The organism is Runella salmonicolor, from assembly GCF_024158025.1.
GTDB classification, from domain to species: Bacteria; Bacteroidota; Bacteroidia; order Cytophagales; family Spirosomataceae; genus Runella; species Runella salmonicolor.
Map to the genome: position 1 here is coordinate 228,599 of NZ_JAMZEL010000003.1, position 24,879 is coordinate 253,477.

Here is a 24,879-nt window from a genome sequence, read left to right on the forward strand (position 1 = left end):
TGAATTTGTGTAGACAAGCTTTGTTATGCCAAAAAATCTATTTCTCTTCTTTACGATATTTTTCGTCTATACTGCCCACTGCCAACTGGTGAGCGACTCGGTGCTGATTGAAGGTCATTACCGTACCTTTCATTTTCTAGCACCTGCCGATAAGCAGTCTTCTTTGCTGTTTGTTTTGCACGGCTCAGGGGGCAACGGGCGTGGACAGCGAAACGGAGCCCAGAAATTGGAAGCCGTCGCGCCCAATGAGAATATTTTGATGGTATATCCTGATGGGTATAAAAAATATTGGAACGAATGTAGGAAAACGGCGCAGTCGGCTGCAAACATGGAAAACATCAACGACAATGCGTTTTTTCAATCCATGATTACCTATTTCGAGAAAAAATACGGCATCAATCCTAAAAAAGTATTTGCGGTAGGCACTTCGGGCGGCGGGCACATGGCGTATAAGTTGGCGCTGACGATGCCCGAACAGTTCAGGGCCATTACCGCGCTTATTGCCAACTTACCCGACACCAATAACATGGACTGCGTCGAAAAACGCATGGCGATTCCGGTAATGATTGTCAACGGTACGGCCGACCGCACCAACCCCTACGCTGGTGGAGAGGTGCTGACCAACGGCATTAGCCTTGGTTTTGTTCGCTCTACCGACCGGACGTTCAAATATTGGTCTGAACTGGCGGGATATGCAGGCAGCCCCAAAATGGAGGCGCTGCCCGATACCGACCCAACCGATGGCCGCACCATTGAGCGCTATACGTACAAAGAACCTGGAAAGCCCGAAGTGACCCTCCTGAAAGTACTGAACGGTGAGCACAATTCCCCGCGTGATATTGATGTGTATCTGGAAGCATGGGCGTTTTTTAAGCGGCAAATGATTGAGTGATGCACGGGCCTATACGTGCATTAGGGCGGTAAGCCGCAGCAATTCTCAAAACCTGAATCTTTTCCAGCATCGTGCTTGGAAGGGAGATTATTGGTAAAAAACACCAACAACGGCAAGCGCTCTTTTAACCCCATGCTTTAGCGTGGGGCTTGGAAACCAGGACATATATCGGGCTTTAGCCCTGAACTTTACAGTATTTTAACACAAAAAATTATTCCCTCCCCCTCCCTAAAAAAATGAAAAAACTCTTCCTTCTCCTCCTTCTCTCCCCACTATTCGCCGTTGCCGATGTGTACTTGCCGGCTATTTTTAGTAGTAATATGGTGTTGCAGCAGCAGGCCAACGTCACCGTGTGGGGATGGGCGCAGCCGGGCGAGAGGGTAACAGTTTCGGGAAGTTGGCAAAGTGAAACGGTCAGTGTGGTGACCAACGAAAATGCCGTTTGGAAATTAACCATTGCTACCACCAAAGCAGGAGGCGGGTCGTATACGTTGACGATTCAGGGGCGTAACAGGATTGTGCTGGAAAACGTCCTCATGGGTGAGGTGTGGCTGTGTGCTGGTCAATCCAACATGGAATGGAGCGCCGACCACGGCGTAAAAGATGCCAAGGCAGAGTTGCCCACGGCCTACAATGCCAACATTCGTTTTTTCAAAATGCCCAAACTCACCGCCGAAACGCCCCAAACCGACGCCAAAGGAACTTGGACGATTTGCGATTCGCTGACGTTGAAGCGGTTCAGTGCCGTGGGATATTTTTTCGGTAAGAAACTCAATCAATCGCTCAATGTGCCCATCGGCCTGATTGACGTAGCATGGGGCGGTTCGTACATCGAATCGTGGATTCCCGAGCATTTGGTCAATCTCTTCCCCAACACCCGTACCTCGGCCGAAACCATGATTCCGAGCAAAGGATGGCCGCGACAGGCGGGATATATTTACAACGGCATGGTGGCTCCGCTCACGCCGTTTGCCATAGCGGGGGCTTTGTGGTATCAGGGCGAGTCCAACCGCCATTATCCTTCTACGTACTACCAACTTATGCACCTGATGGTGGATACGTGGCGGGGCGCGTGGCAGAAAGACTTTCCGTTTTATTACGTTCAAATTGCCCCTTTCAACTACCGCGATACCACCGAATTTAAAGCCCCCGCCGTGCGCGAGATGCAAACCCGCGCCATGGATATTCCAAAATCAGGGATGGTGGTCATTACCGATTTAGTGGATGATTTGAATAACATTCATCCCGCGTATAAAAAAGAAGTTGGTAATCGGTTGGCGGTCTGGGCATTGGCGGAGACTTACCATCAGAAAAACGGAAACTACAAAAGCCCGCAGTATAAATCTCTGCAAGTAGACGGTGCCAAAGCCATTGTTTCGTTTGACCACGCCGAAAGTGGCCTTGCCGCCAAAGGAGGCCCGTTGACGGAGTTTGAAGTGGCGGGGGCAGACCGCGTATTTTACAAAGCACAGGCCCGAATTGTTAAAAACAACGCCGTTGAAGTCACCTCCGAAAAGGTTAGTCAGCCCGTTGCGGTGCGTTTTGCGTTTCGGGATACGCCCGTACCAAATTTGTTCAACAAAGAGGGGTTACCCGCCATTCCGTTTCGGACAGATGATTGGAAATTGGGAAAGTAACGGATGGTTTTGGCGGACTGTTGAAAAGTAGCTTTCAAGACTACCAGAATTGGGGATGGTACAATCATTCGTAATTCGAGAACTTTGATGTATCAATTAAACAATCTACATTGATATGTCAGCCATTTCTCGCCTCCTTTGTTTATTGCTTCTTCTGGAAAGTAGTTTTAGCTTTGCCCAACGTAGCCTTACAGGTAGGGTGCAATCTACCAACGGGCAGCCTCTGGCCTTTGCCAATGTGCTGTTAATCAGCGCCAAAGATTCTTCGATGGCCAAGGGGGCGGTGGCCAATGAGGCGGGCCTATTTGCTTTTGAAGGCCTCAAAACTGGACAGTATTTAGTCACTACGAGCATGGTGGGCTATCGCAATGCCTACTCCGCACCGTTTGCCCTTAAAGACGCTGAAGGAACGCACCAATTGGCTACCCTCACGGCAAATGCCCTCGAAAAGCAACTCAACGAGGTGACGGTCATTGCCCAAAAGCCAATTTTTGAACAACAACTTGATAAGTTGGTCATCAATCCTTCGGCCATGATGACGGCGGCGGGTGGTTCGGTCTTGGACGTACTCGAACGCTCGCCGGGCGTGCGGGTAGACCGCCAAAACAGTAACATTGCCCTTGGCGGAAAGTCGGGGGTGATGGTGATGCTCAATGGTAAACTCTCGCGGCTACCGCTGGAAACATTGGTACAAATGCTCAGCGGAATGAACGCCGACTACGTCGAAACAATCGAACTCATCACTAATCCTTCGGCGCGGTACGATGCGGAGGGAAATGCGGGTTTGATAAACATTGTCCTCAAGCGCAAACAGGGCGAAGGAACCAACGGGAGTTTTTCACTCATGGCAGGGTATGGCAAGTTCGAGAAAACCAACGGGAGCTTTTCCATTAATCACAATCGAGGAAGGGTGAATTTGTTTGCCAATACTTCTTACAATTACGACCGCGGTTGGTTTGATTTTTTACCGATTCGCAACCAATCCGTGCAAGGGGCAATTTGGCGAAACGAACAATATTCCGACCGCTACCCCATCACCAAAAACGCCGATTTTAGGGTCGGAGCCGATATTTTACTGACCAAACGAACCGTGCTTTCGGCACAAGTGCAGGGTTTACTCAACAAGCGGGATGTCATCTCTTACAATTCCTCTAATACCCGCATTGCGGGGCAATCCCAGCCGTTTACTACGTCGGAACTGACGTGGATGGAAGATACGCCGTGGCGAAATTGGGGCGCAAGCGTGGGGCTTTCGCATACCACCGCCCGCCAACATACCCTTACCATTGACGCTGATTATCAATGGTATGAGAACAATGGCATCAATACCTTTGACATTACCCAATTTATGACTATCGACCCTTCGGTTTTGCCCATCAAATCCATGAAAACCACCAAAGAAACGGGTATTCAGTTTGGGGTCTTGCGTGCTGATTATGCGCGATCTTTGGGTAAAAAGTGGAAAATGGAGAGTGGTTTTAAAATCAACCTATCGCACATTGACAACGCCCTCGGCGTGGAACGCAACATAGACGGACTGCTCACCATAGACCCCGACTTGACCAATAAAGCCCTTTTCCGTGAAACAATTGGGGCGGCCTACGCCAATTTTACGGGAAAACTCGGCCCTAAAACTGATTTTCAAGGCGGTCTCCGGGCCGAAAATACGCATACCAACATCCAATCGGCGGACGGTAAACCCCTCCTCGACCGACGCTACCTCAATCTGTTTCCGAGCGCTTCGCTCAAGCACCAAGTCGGAAAACTACACACCCTTAACCTTGCTTACAGTCGCCGCTTGACGCGCCCCGTCTTTACCGAACTGATTCCTAATTTTTTTATCACCGACCCCAATACCTACTACGTGGGTAACATCGCCCTAAAACCCGCCTACAACAGTAGCCTTAGGGCAGGCTATGGGTTCAAGGGGGCTTATTTTTTCTGGGTGGGGTATGGTCGCGAACGGGATGTCATCAACAAACACCAACCCGTTACGTATCCTGGTCGTCCCGAATTGATTCACATTACCCAAAATTTCGACCGTTCTGATGTATTGTCAGTAGAAATAACCTTTCCGTTGACGCTTGTGTCATGGTGGAAAGTGCAAAATAATTTGGCGGGGTATTACCGCAGTTCGCAATCGCAGTTTGACATTGGGCCTTTCAGTCAACGCATCTATTACGGAAATGCCAATTCTGTGCATATCTTCAACCTCGGCAAACGTTGGACCGCTGAATTAAACGTGCAGTACCTATCACTTATTCCGGCGGGGGTCATGAACTTACGCAGCCGAACCAACGTAATCGCGGGTATTCAGAAAGTATTACCCAATAATAAAGGCATGTTTCGGCTAAACATCAACGATATTTTTTGGACAAACACGTTACGATGGTATACCTCATTTTCAACTCAACAGTTTGATTTTCAGGCAAAAATGAAGTTTGAGCCGCGCGTAGTGAAATTGACGTACTCGTGTAGTTTTGGCAATCAAAAAGTCAAAACCACCCGCCAACGCCGAGGTGCCGAAGAAGAACGGAGCAGAGTTCAGTTTTAGAATGATTATCCTTATCTTGTATAACAAATCTGCTACTAATGCGAACCCTGCTCTTCTTCCTACTCATTGGCATCCACCTACCGGCTTGGGCACAGCCTGTGCTGACCATTAGTGATGGTCAACGCACACGCACGGTTGCGCCCTGCGCCTACTATTACGAAGACTTAACCCATCAACTTACCTATGAACAGATAGCACGTTATCCCTTGGACTCCTTCAAACCTATGAACCGACAGGGGGCCATTCAATTGGGGATTCGATTGGGAACAATATGGCTGAGATTTAACGTCAATAATCAGACTGAAAGGGAATTGGTTTTGCTTTCAACCCAATGGAGATTTACCAGACTGGAGGTATATACAGTAGATGAAAAAGGCCTATTGACCATTCAAAAACTACCTTCCAATACCCCGTTTTCGGAGCGATTAGCCCCTATTGCACAAGCCTTAGCTTCCTTAGGTAAACAGCCACGTACGGTTTATCTTGCAGCAGAGTTTTCCATCGTTGACTTTTACAATGACTATCTGCAACTCACCGACATGGGCAATGCCCTTCTTTATCAAAAGCAAATTGGTTTTTGGCATGGTGGGTTGGCCGGCGTGTATTTTTTGGTTTTTTTGTACGCACTTGTCTTTTATTTTCGACTCCGCGACCCGCTCATCGGTTGGTATGCTTTATTTGTTTTTGCCAATACTCACTGGTTTATAGACCGCAGTGGATATCTTTTAGAATTTTTCGGACAAGACTCTTGGTATGCCCAATTCCGTCCGTATTATCCTATTCATTTGGTCTTTTTGGGCGTGTGGACTATTTTTTTAATCAAATTTACCAACCTCAAAAAATATTCTAAGTTCCTTTATTACCTACTCATTTTTTGGCTTGGGTTAGATGTGGCAGCTTACCTGCATCAGATGATTAGTGGGTTTTTCGGGCCGCCTTACTCGGTGATGCGTATTGTAACGCATTGGTTAGGTATTGAATATGTGGGGTATCTGGCTATTAGTTTATTTTTATTATTGATTGCCGTTGTGTATGTAAGTATCAGGGATTTTCAAAAAGTACGGTGGTACGCACTGGCGTTTAGTATTGGGTTGACTTCGATGATTATCGCTATCTTAGCCCTTTATGACATTTCTTGGCTGCCTCATTATCCATACAACAATTTCTATTTTATTGGCTCATTACTGGAAATAGTTCTGTTGGGGTTTGTGTTAGCCGAACGCGTCAGCCAACACCGAAAAGAGCAATTCCAAACCCAGCAGCAACTCATCGTCCAACTCCAAGAAAACCTGCGCCACCAAAACAAACTCCTCCAAATCCGCGATGAGATTGCCCGCGACCTGCACGACGAAGTGGGTGCCACCCTCACCAGCATTGCCACTTCGGCCAAGGTGATTCAGAAAAAAAATGGCAGCAACAATCCAGACACAAACGCTATTTTAGTCCAAATCAAAACCGATTCCGAAGAAGCTATTCACACCATTCGAGATACCGTTTGGGCTTTGAATCCTGACAACGATGCCCCCGAAAAACTCCTCGAAAAGATGCAAGCCGTGGGTTTTAAACTGCTCACTACCCACGACATCGCCTTTGTTTTTGAGAATGAAGTGCCCACCGCACAACTGCCCGTGTTTAGTATGGAACAGCGCCGTAATATTTATCTGGTGTACAAGGAAGCCCTCCACAACATTGTCAAACACGCTAATGCCGCCAATGTCAAAGTGCATATCTGTCAGCAAATTACTGATTTACATGTCCGAATTTCGGACGATGGACAAGGGTTTAATTGTACCCAAAACGCCGAAGGCAACGGCCTGAGAAACTTTCAAAAACGAGCCAATGAAGGTAGTTTTGAAGTAAATGTTTTTTCGAGGGAAGGAATGGGAACGATTGTGGAAATGGTTATGATCTGCACCAAAGAATCTACATTGACTCCATCTAACTTTTCTAAAGCCTCAACCCATCCCGCCCTGAAAAGACTTAATACCAATTCCCTCTTGGGCCGGGCCGCTGGAGCAGTGGACGACGAAGGCGAAGGTGGGTCAGCGGCGACCGTAAGTTTGAATCCCCAATAAATCAAACGGTATGCCTGAACAACGGATTTATAAACTCATGCGCATTGTTACATGGCTACTTTTAGGTACGCTCCCAACTTGGGGACAGAACGTACTCACCATTACCGATGCCCAAAAAGCCAACCCCATTGCGCCCTACGTTTATTTCCTAAAAGACGCCACGCATACCCTCACGGCCGAGCAAGTTGCCCGCTATCCATTGGACTCCTTTCAGGCGTTGAATCAGAAAGAAATTGTCGGATTCGGTTACTTTACTGAAAAGATTTGGTTACGTTTTGAAGTTAAAAACAAAACTTCAGAAGACCTCTACCTCATTCACAGTTTCCGAGGGTTTCATCGAATAGAAGTCATCATAAGGGATGAAAAAGAGCAACAACGGGCGTTTCAGGCAGGATTAGAAACCCCAGCTTTACATCAACAAGTACTTACGAGACCACCCATTTTTCCCATAGGTAGTTGCCCCAAAGTTATCTATCTCACAATTGTGTCAGGCAACGCCTATGGCGATTATATACACATCGGGAATTTAGAGCATGCACTCAGTTATCAAAAAAATAACACAATTTGGCAAAGTTTTTCGCTGGGCATTTTTGTTCTCGTCTTTATCTATGCTTTTATTTTTTCTATTCGTCTCCGTGATTCCTTGATTGGCTGGTATGCCTTACTGATGTTCAGTATTATTACCTTTTACTTAGATTTTTACGCGTTTCTGCCCGTCAGTAAGTATCTTATTTCTCCATCATTTATATATCAATTATGTTGGTCGCTTTTCCACGTTAAGTTTCTCAATTTGCGTTTCTATTCAAAAACGCTCTATTGGGCTATTATGGGCCTCAACGGGCTTTATTTTATGAATTGGATAGTTACCAAAATGATTCGTCTTGTTGATAATAACTTCCCATCGTTACTTTACCGTCTACTCTTTTGGCTCAAAATTGACTGGGGAGGGTATATCTTAATCGTATTATTCATGTTGTTGATTGGGCTCGTTTACGTGTCAATTAAGAATTTCAAACAAGTCTGGGTTTATGGAGTTGCTTTTAGTATCAGCCTCATAGCCATGATTATTAGCATGTTTGCCCTTTACAATATTTCTTGGCTACCCTTCATCCCTTACAACAATTCATTCGTCCCGGGTACATTGATTGAAATCATCATGCTGGGGTATATTTTGGCTCAACGCACGGGGCAACACCGCAAAGAGCAATTCCAAACCCAGCAGCAGCTCATCGTCCAACTCCAAGAAAATCTGCGTCAACAAAACAAACTCCTCCAAATCCGCGATGAAATTGCCCGTGATTTGCACGATGAAGTCGGCGCTACCCTCACCAGCATTGCTACTTCGGCCAAGGTGATTCAGAAGAAAAATGGCAATAACAATCCAGAAACAAACGCTATTTTGGGTCAAATCAAAGCCGATTCCGAAGAAGCTATCCACACCATTCGGGATACCGTTTGGGCCTTAAATCCTAATAACGACACACCCGAAAAACTCCTCGAAAAGATGCGAGCGGTGGGTTTTAAATTGCTCACAACCCACGACATCTCCTTTGTTTTTGAGAACGAAGTCCCAGCTACGCAATTGCCCGTTTTCATAATGGAGCAGCGGCGCAACCTGTATTTGGTTTATAAAGAAGCCCTCCACAACATCGCCAAACACGCCCACGCCACCACCGTTCAAGTACGTATCTATCAGCAAGCCAACGTCTTACACATCCAAATTTTGGACGATGGCCAAGGTTTTGATTGTTCAAAAAACACCGATGGGAATGGTTTGAAAAACTTTCAAAAACGGGCAAAGGAAGGTGGGTTTGAGGTAAATGTTTCGTCGGGAGAAGGAATTGGAACGATTATAGAGATGATAGTAAACAATATTAAAAAATGATCAACATTGTACTTTTTGAGGATAACAAAAGCCTGCGGCAAAGCCTGAAATTGTATTTTGACAATACGGCAGGTGCGTATTTGGCAGGTGCGTATGAAGATGCCAACGATGCCGTTGCCAAAATCCGCAAACATCAGCCGGACGTGGTACTGATGGATATTCAAATGCCGGGTCTATCAGGCATCGAAGCATTGAAGCGTATTAAAGCAGTGTATCCTGATACCAAAGTGCTGATTCACACGATTTTTGAGGACGAGCACCGCATTTTTTCGGCTGTTTGCGGCGGTGCATCGGGCTACGTACTCAAAAGCCCCGACCCCGACGACGTGTGGCAGGCCATTCAAGATGTTCACAAGGGAGGAGCGCACATGTCCCCCGCCATTGCGATCAAGGTAATGCAGATGTTTCAAAACCAGTTTGTCCAATCGCAGCCTACCTACATTGAACTTACAGGACGCGAGCGCGATGTGCTGACGTGTTTGGTGAAAGGCATGAGTTACAAAATGATAGCTGACGCGTGCTCGTTGAGTGTACATACGGTTCACTATCACATCAAACACATTTACGAAAAACTACACGTTAATTCAGCCCCCGAAGCAGTGGTGAAGGCTATTGAGCAGAAGTTGGTGTAAAAACTACCAGAATTGGGGATGGTGAGGCTTAGGATTATGACCGACCTTTGTCTCAATCATTCACTAAACTTATCTGCTTCAATGAAAACTTTACCAGTAAAAATCGCTTTTTGCACTCTCCTGTTTCTGAGCATTCACTCGTTCAGTTTTGCCCAAAAAGACAATACGGATGATCCTGAAAAAGTACTCCAATTGTTTATCACAGAATACAACACCGACCCGCACAGCTTTTTCAACAGCCGCATTCCGAGTGATTTTAGGTACACCAATACCAAAGGTTTGTTTTCGTACCGAGAGTCTGTGGTCAAAGGGGCCGAAGGACGAAAGAGCACCAACAGCGAAGTCTCTGATCTAAAATTTTTTAAGGCCGGTGATTTGATTGTAGCCAGTGGTATCCATACGTTTGGGGGAAATCCAATGGCTTTTACCTATACCATGCGAAAAGAAAATGGGAAGTGGATGTTCGCAGCCTCACACCATTCCACAGTTGAAAAAGCAGCAGAAACAAAAAAGTAGAGGTTACTTATTTCCGCACCCATCCACATAAGCGGCAAACGAACTGCCTTGGTCTGCTTTAAAACCAGGATTCAGTAACACGTAATTTTGGGCATCATAAGTCACTTTGGCCGAAGGTGAAAGGATATTTTGGGCCTGAATATTGGTACTAACCTCAAATTTAACGGTATCTGTAATGGTATGAGTCAGCACCAACGAAACGGTACAGGGGTCAATTCTAACCAAAAATTTACTGACGTTCAGGACGGAACTATCGGTGTTTTCCAACAAATTTCATGCGGTATTGACATCCGCATTGTGGCTCGCCAAAATCTGACTGAGGGTAGATGTAATTACTTTAGGTTCAATGGCTTTTAGAAAAAGACTATCCAGTAGTTGATTCACCGTTGTGTAGTTTTTAAAGGAACGCCCCACCAAATTATTGTGTAAATCCATGGCCGAAGCAGCCGTTTTGACCAGCGCTGTTCCCGTATCATTGTACTCATAAGCCGACGTAAATTGCTGCACAATGTCGTTGGCCGTGGCATCGTTGGCGCCCGCATCTTTCAGTTTTTTGACCGCAAGCGCATTCCAAAGCGAATGTCGGAAAGCGTTGGAACTGTTGTCATTTTGGCTTTGTGCGCCTGTTCCAAAAAATTGGTCGGTATAGGCATTGGCTTCGTTGCCCGCATCAAAAATAAGCTGTGCCTGCGCGGGGTACATGAATGCCAACGCTTGTACGCGGGGATTGAAGCCGAGAGGGTGGTTGGTGTTGTTGCCGAAAGTGGTAGGAGTAAGGATGAAACAAAAGACAATTGTAGATAAATGGTATTTCATAAGTAGGGGGATAAATTCAAGTTTTTCACAGAAATTTCTTTAAAGTATAAAGCTATCTGTTTTAATAAAATACCCGACGCGCACTTGGATTGGCACGTCGGGTATCTGAGTATATATAACACCACAAAAAACGAAAAAGAATTTCGACTTACGTGATAGCTTTTCGTTTGATTAGGTCAAATGTCCAAATTAATCCTTAAAAAGTACTTAAATGTGGCTTAAACTTTGCTTAAAAATTACTTCCGTTTCAAGCTGGATAAATACTCCACCAAGTCCACCAATTCTGGTTGACTCATGGCTTCGTGTAGGCCTGCGCTCATGAGCGATTCATCCATTTTTTTCATCGATACCACTTGGCTCATTTTGTAGCTTTGGGTGGTGCCTCCGGGAAATTTGAGCAGTAAATCGGTCTCGGTTTTGCTCGAAACAATCCCCACGGTGGTCGTGCCGTCTTTGAACTTTACTTCGTAGCCTTCGTAGCCGAAACTCACCCCCGCACTTGGGTAGAAAATAGCCATATATTGACCATCTTTGCCCAATTTGCTGCCAATTTCTGATAATTTAGGCCCAAAATCGTTGCCTTCACCATTGACTTGGTGGCAGATGGCGCAGTAATTGGCAAACACTTTTTGCCCGTTGGCGGCGTTGCCCGTCATGGCCATCAGCTCACTTACGGGTGGCAGTTTTTTGCCTGCTTTGCTGGGGGCGGCATCTAGGTATTTGGCGGCTTCTATTCTTACATTTTTGCGCCAAGCACTGCTCACGCCTTGTACGGCAGCGGCTTTTAAATCACCGCTAAATTTGCCTTCTTTCAACAGCGCCAATACTAAATCTTCGCCGTCCATACTACCGCCCAACGCCCGCGTTGCTTCGGCCCGGAGGGCTTTGGGGCGTTTGGGGTCAAGGGCAACCGCCTTGAGCATGTCGATGGATTGCTTGGTGCCCACACTCCGTAAAGAAGTGACCACACTCTGCGCTTTGGCGGCATCTTTACCGTTGATGGTGGCCCACAATAGTGGTGCCTGTTCTTGCTTCAACAGCTGACGGGCGGCGTCGCGGCCGTCGCGTTGCATGGGTTTTTCGGTGGCCACTTGTAAAAGACGTTTTGACTCCGAAATTGGCTCAAAGCGTTGCACCAAATCCATGTACTCGGAGGTGCCAAAACTGGCATCCAACAGTTTTTGCAGGGATTGCTGCGCCACGGGCGAGGTTTTGACAAAGCCAGGATCTAAATGGCGCAGGCACAATTTAGCCACGTCGTTGTCGGTGTTGCCCTTCATGATGTCCAACAAAGCGTTTGATTTTTCGGTTGCGCCAGGGTTGAAGTCAAACGCGCGGAAATAGCGCAAACGGTCGGTGAGCGGCACATTTTTATCACCTGCCAGCGAGGCCAACAGCGGCACCGAAGCGGCCGTCCGTGCCCGCCACACAATGTCACGGTTTTTGGGGGTTGCCGTTGGATTGGACCCCGCCATTTTGAGCCATGCGTTGTAGAATTTATCCCATTGACCATCGGCCGACACGCCGAGGGCTTCCAAATACCAACGGTCTTTTCCGTCGTAACGGGTGGCCAATTGGGCCCACACATCGGCGGCCAAATCGTCGCTGATGTGACGAATCGCCAAAGCTACTTCGCGGCGCACCTGTGCGTCGGGGTCAGCCGCTAAAGTGTTCAATTGTTCAATCGACAACGGCAACACACCTTTGGCCGTTATTTGCCGCGCTGCGCGGATGGCCGTGATTTTAATGTCAGGGTTGCTATCCTTCAAGGCAAGTTCTACGTATTTAGTGCCGTTGGAAAGTTTCGTCAACAACCACAACGCCCGGGCTTTCATGCGGGGATTGGCGGTGGTTTGGTACATTTTTACGAGGTCACTTTCTGCACTTTGACCAAGGCTGCGAATTTTGTTCCAAGCCATATAACGGACCGAAACATTGGGGCTTTGAATCGCTTTCAACGCTCCTTCTAAAGTACTGAAATCCGTACTTGGCACTTTGTAAGCCGTATTAGCAGGTGCCACGCGGTAAATGCGGCCTCGGTTCAAATCTCCAGCTTGGTGGCCGCCCACGCCTGGGTCGTACCAGTCGGCGGCGAAGAGTGAACCATCAGGGGCCACGCACACATCCGACGGGCGAAACCACTGATTACGCTTTCCGTAGAGTACATTTACGATGCTGGCTTTGAAACCAGCGCCATTTTTTTCAACGGGATATGAGCGCACCACGTTAGGGCCTGCATCGCAGTGAATCATCTGGTTTTGAAATACTTTGGGCAGCATGTCGCCTTCGTAAATCAACATGCCCGTGGGCGAGCCCGCACCCGTTTGGAGCAGGTTGGGGATGGCGCCGGGGTCATTCAGGTGCCAGTGGCGCAGTGGAATTTCTGATTCGATGTTGGTCCGGTTAGCGCTCCAGCTTGCACCCGTCATTTCGTCGGTGTAGCCGTAGTTTCCGTATTCCATTACGTAGTTGATACGCACCCCTTTGTTGCCGTCGTCGTCGTTGTCTGACTGCCACATCGTGCCGTAGCTGTCTACGGCTACTTCGTAGTTGTTACGGAAATTGTGTCCCAATACTTCTACATTTTTGAAGTCTTGATCACAGCGGAACACCATTCCCTGCTTGTATTTTTTACGGTCAATAGGCTGTCCGTCTTGGTCCAGTACGGGTTGGCCTTTGCTGTCGAGGAGCTGATTGCCTTCGTTACCGAAGTTAAAATACAATTTTCCGTCGTGCCCGAAGGTGAAAGCGTGCATTCCGTGGTCGTGCTGCTCGCCTTTAACTCCCTGAAAGATGATTTCTTTTTTGTCGGCTTTGTCGTCCCCGTTTTCGTCGGTAAACAACCACACGTACGGGCTTTGCGAAACCAGCACGCGGTTGCCCATCACCAAAATCCCCAAGGGCGCGTTGACTTCGGGCCCCTGATAAAACACCTTACTGGCGTCGGCTTTGCCGTCGCCGTTGGTATCTTCCAGAATCATGATGCGGTCGCCTTCTTTGTGGGTAGCATTTCCCGTAATGTGCGGACGGTAGTTGTAGGCCTCCAACACCCAGATGCGGCCTTTGTGGTCGATGTCGATGTTGGTCGGGTTGGTAATCATCGGTTCCGAAGCAAACAGATTGGCTTCCAGCCCGTCGGCTACTTCCAAAGCCCCCACGGCGTATTTCAATTCATGTTTTTGTTCCTGCGTGAGGGTAGCGTATACACTGTCGAGGGTCGTTTGAGCCCCGCGACTTGGGTTGTCGTTTTGATAAGTTGCCAACAAAGAGCCAACCAACGCCAGCCCGCCCAGTCCCCAAAGGTATTTTTTCATAAGTATCCGGATTTAGAACATGTCATTTGAACAATTAACTGTTAAAGCAAAATGTTTGGGGTTTATAATGCCTTTTCCGTATAGCTTCTGGGAGACTTGGGGAGGAATCTCACTTTCGGGCGTAATACATCGCGATATTTTTCAGTCGATACCAATGTCGGGCGTTCACCCACGGGTATTTTCGTTGGGCAAGGGGCACAATGTCGGCCTCTGTAATGTCGCCGTTGAGTTCTTTTTCGCCCATCGTGTAGATGTACGATTCGGCTTCACGGCAGTGCTTTTGAATTCTTTCGGCCTCTTCAGCGGTGATTTGGGGATATTTTTTGTGTAACCTTTCGTAAATGGGCTTGCGGTAATTTTCGCCCCATTCGATGCTCAATTCCATGGCATCATTCAATAGCTCATCGCTGAAACCTAATTCATTGGTGCTCACCATAGCGTTGGTGAAGTTGGATAAATCATATTTAGAAAGGTCAAAACCAATTTCAGGAATCGGCGTAAAAACGGCGCGTTGGCCCGAGATGGCGGAAAATTGATCCGAAAAAGGGTACTTTTCTTTTACTTCTTCGGGAAAATGTTTGATGAGGTTGATGCTGTAATACCAGCCGTTGGTAAATTGAACCTGAACTTCGTAAAAGCCAAACATAATGTGGCTGAATTCACAGCTAATAATCCATTTTCCATTTTCTTTTTTTGGATTGGGAGCATAATAACATTCGACTTCAAGTTCTTTTACTTTGTTGAAAACGCTAATTTGTTCTATTTCAAAAGGCTCAGAATTCAGTTCAATGAGGAGCCGCTGAAAATGGATGTTCTGAAAAACAGAAACTTGATTTCGGGTCAGTATCCCCACCGGAACGTTGGATGGGGCGGGGGCATCGGGAAACCGTAGACTTTTCGTCGTGGTTTTTGTTATCTGAATTCGGCCTTTGAGGGGAGAGAAATTTTGAGAAAAGGGCGCGCAAACGATGACTTTTTCTTCGGACACAATCGCCTGAATACCGTCGCCCCGGTCGGGCAGTAAATAGCCTTTGGTTTCGTATTCCCAATCGGCAATGTCTCTCATGCGTTCATTGGAGGCTTTGCTGATTTGCGCATGGCTGTAGAGTTGATTTTCTAACTCGAAGAGGGTGCCATCGGGAAAGTCCGCGAGGTCTTTGACAAAGAATAGTTGATAGTTTTTGGTGGCCATGGCTTGTGCCTCCGCGCTCATTGATTTCCCAAAGCGTAGAGGGCTTCTTGTTTTATACGTTTCTTTCTGATTTTTTTACCAAAGTAATTCAGATAACCTGTTCGACAAGCGGCCCGTTTATTTTTCGGCACTAAATGCGGCGGGTTTCTGTTTCTGTAAAGTCAACATTTGCCCCTTGGCAATTGAAAATCACCCACAATGGCTCAAAAAAATAAACATCAACTCCCCACCATCAAAGCCAGAATACAGGCACTCAAATACTTACCGCTGTTTTTAAAAGAAATTTGGCATACCCAGCCGTGGATGACGGCGACCAATGTGGGCTTACGGCTCATTCGGTCGGTGATTCCGTTTTTGACGCTTTATCTGGGAAAGTTAATCATTGATGAAGTGGTTTTGCTTATCAATAACCACTCTACTGATACGCGGCATTTGTTGGTGTTGATTGGGATGGAATTGGCGTTGGCGATGAGCTCCGATGTTCTGAACCGTATAACAGGGCTATTGGATGGCCTTTTGGGCGATTTGCACGCCAATCGGTCGTCGATTCAAATCATGCAACACGCGGCAACGCTCGATTTAACCCAATTTGAAGAGCCGATTTTTTACGATAAGCTCGAACGTGCCCGCCAACAGACCGTTGGGCGGACGGCGTTGTTGGCTCAGACTTTGGCGCAGGTGCAGGATATAATTACCATTGGTTTTCTGGCCGCAGGCTTGGCGGTGTTTAGCCCGTGGTTGATTTTGATTTTGGTGTTAAGTATTATTCCGGGCTTTTTTGGGGAGTTTTATTTCAATTCGCAGAGTTATGCGCTGTCGTATCAATGGACGCCCCAGCGCCGCGAATTAGACTATATACGTTACATTGGGGCGAGCAATGTCAACGCAAAAGAGGTTAAATTATTCAGTCTCTCGGGCTTTCTGACCGAACGTTTCCGCGAATTATCAACGACTTACTACTTGCAAAACAGAAAGTTAGCCATTCGACGGGCGGTTTGGGGCGCACTGTTGGCGGCCATTGGTACGGCGGGTTATTATGGAGCTTATGCTTTTATCGGGATTGAAACCATCAAGGGAGCCATTACGATTGGGAGTTTGACGTTTTTGGCGGGGTCGTTTAGGCAGTTGAAAGCATCGCTTGAAGGTATTCTTAACCGGTTTACGACTATCTCGCAGGGGACTTTGTACCTACGAGATTTCTTTGAGTTTTTTGACTTACAACCCGAGGTGATTTCACCTCCCAAACCACTTCCGTTTCCCTCTAATATCCAAAAAGGGTTTGTGTTCGAAAACGTCAGTTTTAAGTATCCGGGGGCTGAAAGATGGGTTTTCCAAAACCTTAATTTTACGTTGAAAGCGGGCGAAAAATTGGCCATTGTAGGGGAAAATGGGGCAGGAAAAACAACGCTCGTAAAGTTGCTCACCCGCTTATATGACCCCACCGAAGGGCGTATTTTGCTCGAAGGGCGCGATTTGCGGGAGTATGAATTAGGAGAATTGCAGCACCACATTGGGGTTATTTTTCAGGATTACATCCGTTTAATGATGACGGCCCAGAGCAACATTGCGGTGGGAGATATTGACGAACTCAACAACCTTGACCGCATTGCAACAGCGGCCGACCGCAGCTTGGCGTCGGCGCTGATTAAACGCTTTCCTGACGGTTTACAGCAAGTTTTGGGGCGGCATTTCAACGGGGGCGTGGAACTTTCGGGGGGCGAATGGCAAAAAATCGCCCTTGCCCGGGCCTACATGAGAGATTCCGAATTGTTGATTTTGGACGAGCCTACCGCATCTCTCGATGCCCGCGCCGAATATGAAGTTTTTCAGCGGTTTGCGGAGTTGACCAAAGGAAAAATGGCGCTTTTGATTTCGCACCGTTTTTCTACCGTTCGCATGGCCGACCGTATCATCGTGATTGAAAACGGCCAGCTCATCGAGTCGGGAAGTCATGAAAATTTGATGGAAAAAAAAGGACGCTACGCCGAACTGTTTCAATTGCAGGCTAGGGGATATTTGTAATCGTGTTTTGATTTTGCCTTTTCCAAAAAGCGTTATATCTTTGAAAAAATAACGCTTGTTGGGATGAGATTTAGGCGCTTCATAACGTTTATTGGGGTTTTTGCATTGGGGGGCAGCGTTGAAGCACAGACGCAAGATACCACCTTTTTACAAAACCGTATTTTTCGGTTAGACGAAGTGGTTATTTCGGCTTCGCGTTTGCAGGAAAGCCTGCTGAAATCGCCCGTAAGTATTGAGAAAGTGACGATGCAGGATTTTCGTCGTTCGGCACAACCGTCGTTTTTTGATGCCCTCGAAAACATCAAAGGAGTTCATTTGATTGTGCCGAGTCTGGGTTTTAAAGTGCTTAATACCAGAGGTTTTGCCAATACCACAAACGTGCGCTTTGCCCAGCTCATTGACGGAATTGATAACCAGTCACCGCACATTGGCGCGCCAGTCGGCAATGCCCTCGGGCCGAGCGATTTGGATATTCTGAGCGTTGAAATTATTCCGGGAACAGCCTCGGCCTTGTATGGTATGAACGCCATCAACGGCTTGGCAAATTTCCAAACCAAAAATCCTTTTGAACATTTGGGGTTGAGTTTTCAGCAAAAATTAGGGGTAAACCACCTGAGTGATAAGGGTATAACAGCCCAATTGTTCAACGAAAGTAATCTGCGTTACGCCCACGCTTGGAACGACCATTGGGCGTTTAAAATTAACGGGACGTTTACCAAAGGTTACGATTGGCAAGCCACCGACCGCACCGATATATCGCCCAACATCAATGCCACAGCTGGACTGGTAGGCGCCGACAATCCCGCTTTCGACCCTGTAAGCGGCTACGGCAACGAGTCGGCCAATCGGCGCACGCTGACTTTGGCCAACCGCAACATTGTCGTGGCGCGTACTGGTTACCATGAATCGGACGTGGTTGATTATCATTTTCAGAACCTAAAGGCCGATGCGGGCCTGCATTTCCGTCCTACGAAAGCCGTTGAACTGAACTACACGTATCGGATTGCCTACCTCAATAATGTCTACCAACGCTCCAATCGCTTTCAGTTAGCTAATTATTTGTTGCAACAGCACGCCTTTCAATTGCGTGGCCGGGCGTTTCAGGTTCGGGCGTATGTTACGTCCGAAAATACGGGAGATTCTTACAATCTTCGCTCGATGGCAGAGAATATTGACCGTGGGTATAAGTCAGATAACCAATGGTTTAGTGATTTTCAAGCGCGTTTTCGGCAGGTGCAAAACCAATCTTCATTGGCCGATGCCTTGCGTGAAGCCCGTACTTTTGCCGACGCGGGCCGCCCGCAACCTGGCACTGAGGGTTTTACGAATAGTTTAACTCGTTTGCAGAATATCAACAACTGGGACGTAGGCGCGGCATTGCGGGTCAAAGCCAAGCTGTACCATGCCGAAGGCCAATGGAACCTGACGGAAGAATGGCTTGAAAAATGGCGAAAACACACAGGGATTGAAATCTTGGCGGGCTTTGACCACCGTACCTATGCCATTGTGCCCGATGGAAATTATTTCATTAATCCGGTCAGCGATAGCCAAAATCTAACGTATGGAAAAACGGGTGGATTTGTACAAATCACCAAGGTGCTTTTTGGTGAAAAGCTCAAACTCGGGACTACGCTCCGCGTCGATAAAGCCGATTATTTTATCACCAAACTTAATCCGCGTTTTACGGCGGTTTATTCCCCAAACCCAAACCACCATTTTCGGGCATCCTACCAAAGCGGGTATCGTTTCCCGAGCATTTTTGAGGGTTTTTCCAACATCAACAGCGGCGGGGTCAAACGCGTAGGCGGCTTGCCGGTGATGTCGCAGGGGATTTTTGAGAACTCATACATACGCACGTCGATTGATGCATTTCAGGCGGCAGTAAATGCGGGCGTGAACAGGTTGGGCGTAAGCAAACGTGACAGTTTGGTCAAATTCAACCTCAGACTTCTGCAACGCAATACGTATACCTACCTCCGTCCTGAGTTTATTCGTTCTTTAGAAATCGGCTACAAAGGCCTGTTTTTTCAGCAACGTTTGTTTGTTGACGCAGACTTTTATTACAATCGCTACCAAGATTTTATGGCGCAAGTAGAAGCCAATATTCCGAATGTTTCTACGCCTGACTCGCTGGGCTATATTATGCTCGACCGGTCCAAGCAGCAGCGTTATCGCCTCTGGACCAATTCCAAAACCATTGTTCGCAATTATGGGGCGAGTCTTGGCGGTCGGTATCGGTTTAGGCAGGGGTGGTTTGTTGCGGTCAATGCTACTTACACCCAACTCGACCGCAAAGTAGCAAATGACGGCTTGGAAGATGGATTCAATACCCCCAAATGGATGACCAATGTCTCCGTTAGCCACGCCAATTTGTTTAAAAATATCGGTTTTGGACTTAGTTACAAACACCAAAGTCAATTCTATTACCAATCGTTTTTGGTCAACGGCAATGTGCCCGCCATCAATGTTTTTGACGGACAGATTACTTATTCGTTACCTAAACAAAAAGTGGATTTCAAACTCGGCGGCACCAACCTTCTCAACCGCTATTATTTCTCTATCCTCGGCGGCCCGCAAATCGGTGGTTTTTATTACGTGACAGTGACGTATCGGTAGGGATTACGGTCTCTGTTCTTCTTTTATCTGCAACACAAAATCAACACTCACACCAAAATCTTCGGCAATTTCTTCGACTGTCAGTTTTCCACGACTGAGCGCCTTGATAATACTTTCAGTGATTGCTTCCAGCCTACCTTCTATTCTTCCTTTCATTTCACCTTCTAATCTCCCTTCCATTCTCCCCTTGGTCTCGCCTTCCATAATGGCCGTGTCAATGACGTTCTTCAAATCACGGTAATATTTGAGGCTTTGTTCATAGGCGTTAAAAGGATTTATGTATTTTTCAGCAAAGGCCATAATTGCGTGTTTATTAAACAAAAATACACCTTTAAAGGGATTTTCTCAATGGCCTTCCTTCACCCCCATCTTCCGAAATTTCTTGATTCGGTGGAACGTGAGATAATTGGCGTCGTGGTTGTTGTGGGCGCCGCCTTGGCCGTCGTCGAAGGCGGTGCGAGAAAGGAAGATGATGTCTTTGCCTTCAAAAAGCCAATCTACGTACTGAAAGCCGTGTTTGATGATTTCGGGATGTTGCAAAAGAATGGTGCGTAAGTCCCAATTACGCAAATCTTCGGAACTGAAAAGTGCCTGAGTGTTGCGAATACTGGCGGGGTTTTTACCAGGATTAGCGGCTTTGATTTCCTGTGGAATATAATTGGCAATGGTCCAGTACAGCTTGGATTTGGGGTCGTACCGAATGCTGAATTTTTTGCTCCCGCCCGGGAATTTGACAAAGCCTGTGTTAGAATCAAACGTGGCCGTTTTGCCATCGGCGCTGATTTTTACGAAGGCGGCTTTTTCCTCCAACGTTGATTTGTCATCCACCCGCAACACATCCCACAATTGCCCTGTGGGGTCTACGACGGCGTTTCCTTCAATCCAAGCGCCAAAATTTCCGTTAAGTAAGGTCGAATCATAACGCAATACGTTGCTGCTTGTCCAGTTGGCGGCCTTCATTGGGTCAGCTCCCAAAGGAATGGACATCATGAAAGCACCGTAGCGTTTTCCCCATTTTTTGACGGAGCCCATGGCATCTTCCATGGCGCGCCAGAGGCGGCCGTTGTGTTCAATCAGTGGCATGGGCGCGCAGTGGTATTCGCCCGCTAAAAGTAGGCCGTTTTCACCGTCGGTTGGCTCGGTCCAAGTCACGCCGCCGTCGGTAGATTTCCGGATGATGGTGTTGCCGTGGTGCTTGCTTGTTCCCATGAAATACAGCCCTTTTTCGTGCACAAAGAGTTTTGACCAAAATTGGCCGTTGATTTCAGAAATCTGCGTCCATGTTTTGCCTTTGTCCTTGGAGCGATAAATTCGGGAGTTTGGGCGTTCAAACTCATTGGATTTCGGGCCAAACAAATCGTGCGATGCCAGGTAATCACCGTTGGATAAAATACAAATACTCGGTGAGCCGATGTATAAACCCGAGGCCGCTGGACTATACGCAACCACCGAGCCAGGAACCTGTGCGGTGGTAAAAATCCATGAAATCAGGAAAAACAAAATCAACAAACAGTGTCTTTTCATTGCCGGGTGGAGTGGTTTAAGCAAAAATAATCAACACCTTTAAAAGGCAAAACCCTCCTAAAAATACCGACATAAACCCACATGAACATCTAAAAAGCGACTCCCAACGTTATTCTACAGCTTCTTGATACCATTTTTCAAAATTGAGGGGAGGTTGCCATTTGGACTTTGGTTCGTAGTAATTCCATAGCAGTTTGCTGATTTTGCGCAGCAAAACGTAGCCTTCATTTTGAGAAGTCCAGCTTTCGTCGAGGTTGTTTTTGGTAATAACGCAGTAGACGTATTCGCCGTGGGGAGCATGGACGAGCACGGCCTCCGAGCGCGAGCGATTGACGGCTCCGTTTTTGGAGGCCGTTTTGATGTCGGGCGGGAGTTGTGACAACCCCTCTCCGTCCCAGTATTGGCGGGTGAGGTTGCGGTACATCCGGTCGGAAGCATCGGGGCTGATGGCGCGGCCTTGTCGAATCATGGCAAACAGCTCAGCCATTTCGCGCGGGCTGGTTTGGCCCCAGCCGTAGCGGGTACGGTTGGCTTCGCGCCCGGGCGTGCGCGAGTTGACGCGCGTGGCCGTAAAACCGTTTTTATCGAGCCATTCGTTAATGGATTTTCCGCCGCCTGCCAAGGCTTGGCACCACAGACTGCCCGTATTGTCGCTGACGGTTTCCATGAGCATGACCACTTCGCTGAGGGGGATTTTAGCGCCGTCTTTCAACGAACCCACAATACCGTCGTCGTAATGCAACGAGTCTTTGTAGGTAAGAATGGCGTTGTAGCGAAGCTCACCTTTGGCGATTTTGTCAAACAGCCCACACTGAATCGGCACTTTGATCATACTCGCAGTAGGAAACAGCGTATCAGCGTTGATTTCGACAATTTTGTTGGTTTTTAGATTACGTACATACACGCCTACATCGCCCCTAAACCCTTTGATGGCTTCCTGAAGCTGGGTCGTTAGTTTTTTATCCACCCTTGCATTTTGTACGGCCGAAGGTTGGGCTTTTGTTTGCAAAGCAATTACAAAGAGGAAAAAGAGAAATAGGTGTTTTTTCATTGATAAAATGCGGGTTGGAATTCTTCATTAATTCAAATTTTTTTCCAAAACAATCTTAGGCGCACCAACATTATCGGCCAATATTCCCACGATGTTAAAGTTGTGTTTTAGGTTTAAAATCAGCATGTTGCGCCATTTGTTGTAGGTCATGGTACGCACAGTATGGTAGCCGTTGGCGCGGCACCACTCGTGTTGTAGCTCCATTAAATGACCCGCAATTCCCTGTCCTCGGTGTGTGGGCAATACGCAGCCCAACCAACTGTAAAAATGCCCTTCCTTGCGTCGGTAGCCCATTTTGTAGCCGACGGCATCGTCGTTTTCGTACGCAATGAGGGTCAAAAGGTGAGGCGTTTCGTTGATTTCTCGAATGAGTTGGGAGCGTTCTTGCCCCTCAAAAACCTGAAAATGCAGCGTTAGAACTGCTTCTAAAACAGCCTCGGGAAGTTGATTTATAAAGGTTTTGTACTCAATCATGGTTGTACTAATGTTGTGGATGGATTCAGTTGACCAGCTTCAAAATCGCGGATGTTTTGAAACGTAACCTGAGCGATTTGACACAGGGCTTCTTCCGTAAAAAAGCCTTGGTGGGAAGTGATAAGGACATTCGGAAACGACATCAGACGCATCAGCATGTCGTCTTGAATGATACTTTCTGACAAATCATGAAAAAATAAATCGGCTTCTTGCTCGTACACATCAATGCCAAAATAACCCAAATGCCCCGTTTTGAGGGCTTTTATCACCGCGCTCGTGTCCACCAACCCACCCCGACTGGTATTGATAAGCATGGCGTTGGGTTTCATTTGTTGCAAGGTATCGGCATTGATAAGGCGGTTGGTTTGTGGCGTAAGCGGACAGTGCAGCGAAACAATGTCGGAGGCGGTAAACAGGGCGTCCAAAGCTACGTATTCAATGCCAAGAGCAACCAAATCGGGGTGGGGTTGCAGATCATAAGCCAATACTCGACAGCCAAATCCCTTCATAATCTTGGCAAAGGCTTCGCCGATTTTTCCCGTTCCGATTACGCCCACTGTTTTGCCAAACAGGTCAAAGCCCGTCAATCTTTCGAGCGAAAAATTGCCTTCACGTACGCGGTTGTAAGCTTTGTGCGTTTTGCGGTTGAGCGTCAGGATGAGTGCTACGGCGTGTTCGGCCACGGCGTGGGGCGAATACGCCGGCACGCGCACCACCGCAATTCCGTGGGCCTTGGCGGCCTGTAAATCCACATTGTTGAACCCCGCGCAGCGCAGAGCGATAATTTTGACATTTTTGGCGGCCAACTGTTCAATGACTTCGGCGTTGAGTTGGTCGTTGACGAACACACAAACCGCTTGGCTGTCACTCAGTAAATCTATGCTTTCGAGGCTCAAATCGGTATCATAAAACTTTAACTGATAGGACGTGTTGAAGCGATTAAAATAGCTGCGGTCATAAGACTTCGAACTGAAGAAAGAAATTTTCATAATGGATATGTTGCTTATATTAAAAGTGACCTAACACTAAAATAATAGTCAAAGGATTTGCAAGGACTTAAAAAAAAGGTAGATTTGAGTGTTGCCAAGTAATTTTTTCTAAAACTTAATCAAAATCTCGAACAATTATGGGACTCATGTCATTTTTTAAAGGAGTAGGTGAAAAAGTCTTTGGTAAAGACAAAGAAGTTGAAACCGCTGCTCCCGAAAAAGTTGCTGACTTAAAAGCCAGTGCTTTATTACAGCATGTGAAGACGCTTGGGCTTGCTTACAACAAATTGATTGTAAAAGTATCGGGCCACACGGTTATTCTTGAAGGAGAAGTAGCTGCTCAGGAAGATTCTGAGAAGATTGCATTGGCAGTAGGTAACGTAGAAGGTGTAGAGGCGGTTGACAACAACCTCGTTGTGGAAACTCCGGCTCCTGAAGCACAGTATCATGAAGTGAAAAAAGGAGATACGCTCTCTTTGATTGCGAAACATTACTACGGTGATATGATGAAATATCCGGTCATTTTTGAAGCCAACAAGCCAATGTTGTCTGATCCTGATAAAATCTATCCAGGCCAGATTTTACGCATTCCTGCGCTTTAGTTAGTAAAGATTCAGAATTTTAAAAGGGTTAAAAGCTGAGGTGATTTTGCCTAACTTTTAACCCTTTTTTGTGCGCTTAAATGATTTA

19 protein-coding genes are annotated in these 24,879 nt (G+C 47.1%); 10 read left to right on the forward strand and 9 right to left on the reverse strand.

The genetic code is table 11. The features are described from left to right. The first annotated feature begins 25 nt into the window (after positions 1 to 25). From NCI00_RS10250 to NCI00_RS10280, 7 genes are all read left to right on the forward strand, one after another. Positions 26 to 892 (forward strand): CE1 family esterase, encoded by an 867-nt coding sequence (locus tag NCI00_RS10250; protein WP_253527117.1) that lies wholly within the window; start codon positions 26 to 28, stop codon positions 890 to 892. Between the two features lie 236 nt (positions 893 to 1,128). Beyond that, positions 1,129 to 2,529, forward strand: a complete 1,401-nt coding sequence (locus NCI00_RS10255) for a sialate O-acetylesterase (RefSeq protein WP_253527120.1) — start codon at positions 1,129 to 1,131, stop codon at positions 2,527 to 2,529. Positions 2,530 to 2,644: 115 nt separating this feature from the next. Beyond that, on the forward strand, positions 2,645 to 5,083 hold the full coding sequence (locus tag NCI00_RS10260) for an outer membrane beta-barrel protein (RefSeq protein ID WP_253527123.1): 2,439 nt from the start codon (positions 2,645 to 2,647) through the stop codon (positions 5,081 to 5,083). A 38-nt stretch (positions 5,084 to 5,121) separates the two neighbouring features. Further along, on the forward strand, positions 5,122 to 7,158 hold the full coding sequence (locus NCI00_RS10265; protein WP_253527126.1) for a sensor histidine kinase: 2,037 nt from the start codon (positions 5,122 to 5,124) through the stop codon (positions 7,156 to 7,158). A 10-nt stretch (positions 7,159 to 7,168) separates the two neighbouring features. After that, positions 7,169 to 9,043: a sensor histidine kinase gene (locus NCI00_RS10270; protein WP_253527129.1), complete on the forward strand. Its 1,875-nt coding sequence runs from the start codon at positions 7,169 to 7,171 to the stop codon at positions 9,041 to 9,043. Continuing rightward, entirely contained in the window at positions 9,040 to 9,675 is a 636-nt protein-coding gene (locus tag NCI00_RS10275; protein ID WP_253527132.1) for a response regulator, read from the forward strand. The genes NCI00_RS10270 and NCI00_RS10275 overlap by 4 nt, the downstream gene beginning before the upstream one ends. Before the next feature lie 81 nt (positions 9,676 to 9,756). After that, positions 9,757 to 10,191 (forward strand): nuclear transport factor 2 family protein, encoded by a 435-nt coding sequence (locus NCI00_RS10280; RefSeq protein ID WP_253527135.1) that lies wholly within the window; start codon positions 9,757 to 9,759, stop codon positions 10,189 to 10,191. 3 nt (positions 10,192 to 10,194) lie between these two features. Here the strand turns inward: NCI00_RS10280 and NCI00_RS10285 are convergent, their stop codons facing one another. The 4 genes from NCI00_RS10285 to NCI00_RS10300 all read right to left on the reverse strand — a co-directional run bounded on the left by NCI00_RS10285 (position 10,195) and on the right by NCI00_RS10300 (position 15,534). After that, positions 10,195 to 10,458 (reverse strand): 3-coathanger stack domain-containing protein, encoded by a 264-nt coding sequence (locus NCI00_RS10285; RefSeq protein ID WP_253527138.1) that lies wholly within the window; start codon positions 10,456 to 10,458, stop codon positions 10,195 to 10,197. 6 nt (positions 10,459 to 10,464) lie between these two features. Beyond that, entirely contained in the window at positions 10,465 to 11,007 is a 543-nt protein-coding gene (locus NCI00_RS10290; RefSeq protein ID WP_253527141.1) for a DUF6973 domain-containing protein, read from the reverse strand. A 236-nt stretch (positions 11,008 to 11,243) separates the two neighbouring features. Beyond that, positions 11,244 to 14,321 carry a PVC-type heme-binding CxxCH protein gene (locus tag NCI00_RS10295; protein WP_253527143.1) on the reverse strand — a complete coding sequence of 1,026 codons (3,078 nt, stop codon included), beginning with the start codon at positions 14,319 to 14,321 and terminating at the stop codon, positions 11,244 to 11,246. A 109-nt stretch (positions 14,322 to 14,430) separates the two neighbouring features. Further along, positions 14,431 to 15,534, reverse strand: coding sequence for a hypothetical protein (locus tag NCI00_RS10300; RefSeq protein ID WP_253527146.1), 1,104 nt, complete (start codon positions 15,532 to 15,534; stop codon positions 14,431 to 14,433). A 177-nt stretch (positions 15,535 to 15,711) separates the two neighbouring features. On the opposite strand from NCI00_RS10300, the gene NCI00_RS10305 reads away from it, so the two are divergent. Together NCI00_RS10305 and NCI00_RS10310 are read left to right on the forward strand one after the other, a co-directional pair. Next, entirely contained in the window at positions 15,712 to 17,535 is a 1,824-nt protein-coding gene (locus NCI00_RS10305; protein WP_253527148.1) for an ABC transporter ATP-binding protein, read from the forward strand. Between the two features lie 63 nt (positions 17,536 to 17,598). Then, positions 17,599 to 20,151, forward strand: a complete 2,553-nt coding sequence (locus NCI00_RS10310; RefSeq protein ID WP_253527150.1) for a TonB-dependent receptor — start codon at positions 17,599 to 17,601, stop codon at positions 20,149 to 20,151. Between the two features lie 3 nt (positions 20,152 to 20,154). On the opposite strand, the gene NCI00_RS10315 is transcribed toward NCI00_RS10310, so the two are convergent. The 5 genes from NCI00_RS10315 to NCI00_RS10335 form a co-directional block, all read right to left on the reverse strand. Further along, positions 20,155 to 20,451, reverse strand: a complete 297-nt coding sequence (locus NCI00_RS10315; RefSeq protein ID WP_253527152.1) for an RpnC/YadD family protein — start codon at positions 20,449 to 20,451, stop codon at positions 20,155 to 20,157. A gap of 45 nt (positions 20,452 to 20,496) precedes the next feature. Beyond that, complete coding sequence (locus NCI00_RS10320; protein WP_253527154.1) at positions 20,497 to 21,675, reverse strand: sialidase family protein; 1,179 nt, start codon at positions 21,673 to 21,675, stop codon at positions 20,497 to 20,499. 109 nt (positions 21,676 to 21,784) lie between these two features. Beyond that, entirely contained in the window at positions 21,785 to 22,726 is a 942-nt protein-coding gene (locus NCI00_RS10325; protein WP_253527156.1) for a serine hydrolase, read from the reverse strand. Between the two features lie 27 nt (positions 22,727 to 22,753). Continuing rightward, the gene (locus NCI00_RS10330) at positions 22,754 to 23,200 is read right to left on the reverse strand and encodes a GNAT family N-acetyltransferase (protein WP_253527158.1); all 447 of its coding nucleotides are present in this window, start codon (positions 23,198 to 23,200) and stop codon (positions 22,754 to 22,756) included. Further along, the gene (locus NCI00_RS10335) at positions 23,197 to 24,189 is read right to left on the reverse strand and encodes a 2-hydroxyacid dehydrogenase (protein ID WP_253527161.1); all 993 of its coding nucleotides are present in this window, start codon (positions 24,187 to 24,189) and stop codon (positions 23,197 to 23,199) included. Before NCI00_RS10335 ends, NCI00_RS10330 begins: the two co-directional genes overlap by 4 nt. 137 nt (positions 24,190 to 24,326) lie before the next feature. Between NCI00_RS10335 and lysM the strand changes: the two genes are divergently transcribed. After that, complete coding sequence (gene lysM / locus NCI00_RS10340; RefSeq protein ID WP_166559205.1) at positions 24,327 to 24,791, forward strand: peptidoglycan-binding protein LysM; 465 nt, start codon at positions 24,327 to 24,329, stop codon at positions 24,789 to 24,791. Positions 24,792 to 24,879: the final 88 nt, after the last annotated feature.

Bases quoted from the DNA above. Each gene is read 5' to 3' on its own strand.
- NCI00_RS10330 (WP_253527158.1), bottom strand. From the start codon at position 23,200: ATGATTGAGTACAAAACCTTTATAAATCAACTTCCCGAGGCTGTTTTA.
- NCI00_RS10315 (WP_253527152.1), bottom strand. From the start codon at position 20,451: ATGGCCTTTGCTGAAAAATACATAAATCCTTTTAACGCCTATGAACAA.
- NCI00_RS10335 (WP_253527161.1), bottom strand. From the start codon at position 24,189: ATGAAAATTTCTTTCTTCAGTTCGAAGTCTTATGACCGCAGCTATTTT.
- NCI00_RS10325 (WP_253527156.1), bottom strand. From the start codon at position 22,726: ATGAAAAAACACCTATTTCTCTTTTTCCTCTTTGTAATTGCTTTGCAA.
- NCI00_RS10305 (WP_253527148.1), top strand. From the start codon at position 15,712: ATGGCTCAAAAAAATAAACATCAACTCCCCACCATCAAAGCCAGAATA.
- NCI00_RS10255 (WP_253527120.1), top strand. From the start codon at position 1,129: ATGAAAAAACTCTTCCTTCTCCTCCTTCTCTCCCCACTATTCGCCGTT.
- NCI00_RS10260 (WP_253527123.1), top strand. From the start codon at position 2,645: ATGTCAGCCATTTCTCGCCTCCTTTGTTTATTGCTTCTTCTGGAAAGT.
- NCI00_RS10320 (WP_253527154.1), bottom strand. From the start codon at position 21,675: ATGAAAAGACACTGTTTGTTGATTTTGTTTTTCCTGATTTCATGGATT.
- NCI00_RS10300 (WP_253527146.1), bottom strand. From the start codon at position 15,534: ATGAGCGCGGAGGCACAAGCCATGGCCACCAAAAACTATCAACTATTC.
- lysM (WP_166559205.1), top strand. From the start codon at position 24,327: ATGGGACTCATGTCATTTTTTAAAGGAGTAGGTGAAAAAGTCTTTGGT.
- NCI00_RS10265 (WP_253527126.1), top strand. From the start codon at position 5,122: ATGCGAACCCTGCTCTTCTTCCTACTCATTGGCATCCACCTACCGGCT.
- NCI00_RS10290 (WP_253527141.1), bottom strand. From the start codon at position 11,007: ATGAAATACCATTTATCTACAATTGTCTTTTGTTTCATCCTTACTCCT.
- NCI00_RS10310 (WP_253527150.1), top strand. From the start codon at position 17,599: ATGAGATTTAGGCGCTTCATAACGTTTATTGGGGTTTTTGCATTGGGG.
- NCI00_RS10295 (WP_253527143.1), bottom strand. From the start codon at position 14,321: ATGAAAAAATACCTTTGGGGACTGGGCGGGCTGGCGTTGGTTGGCTCT.
- NCI00_RS10250 (WP_253527117.1), top strand. From the start codon at position 26: ATGCCAAAAAATCTATTTCTCTTCTTTACGATATTTTTCGTCTATACT.
- NCI00_RS10280 (WP_253527135.1), top strand. From the start codon at position 9,757: ATGAAAACTTTACCAGTAAAAATCGCTTTTTGCACTCTCCTGTTTCTG.
- NCI00_RS10275 (WP_253527132.1), top strand. From the start codon at position 9,040: ATGATCAACATTGTACTTTTTGAGGATAACAAAAGCCTGCGGCAAAGC.
- NCI00_RS10270 (WP_253527129.1), top strand. From the start codon at position 7,169: ATGCCTGAACAACGGATTTATAAACTCATGCGCATTGTTACATGGCTA.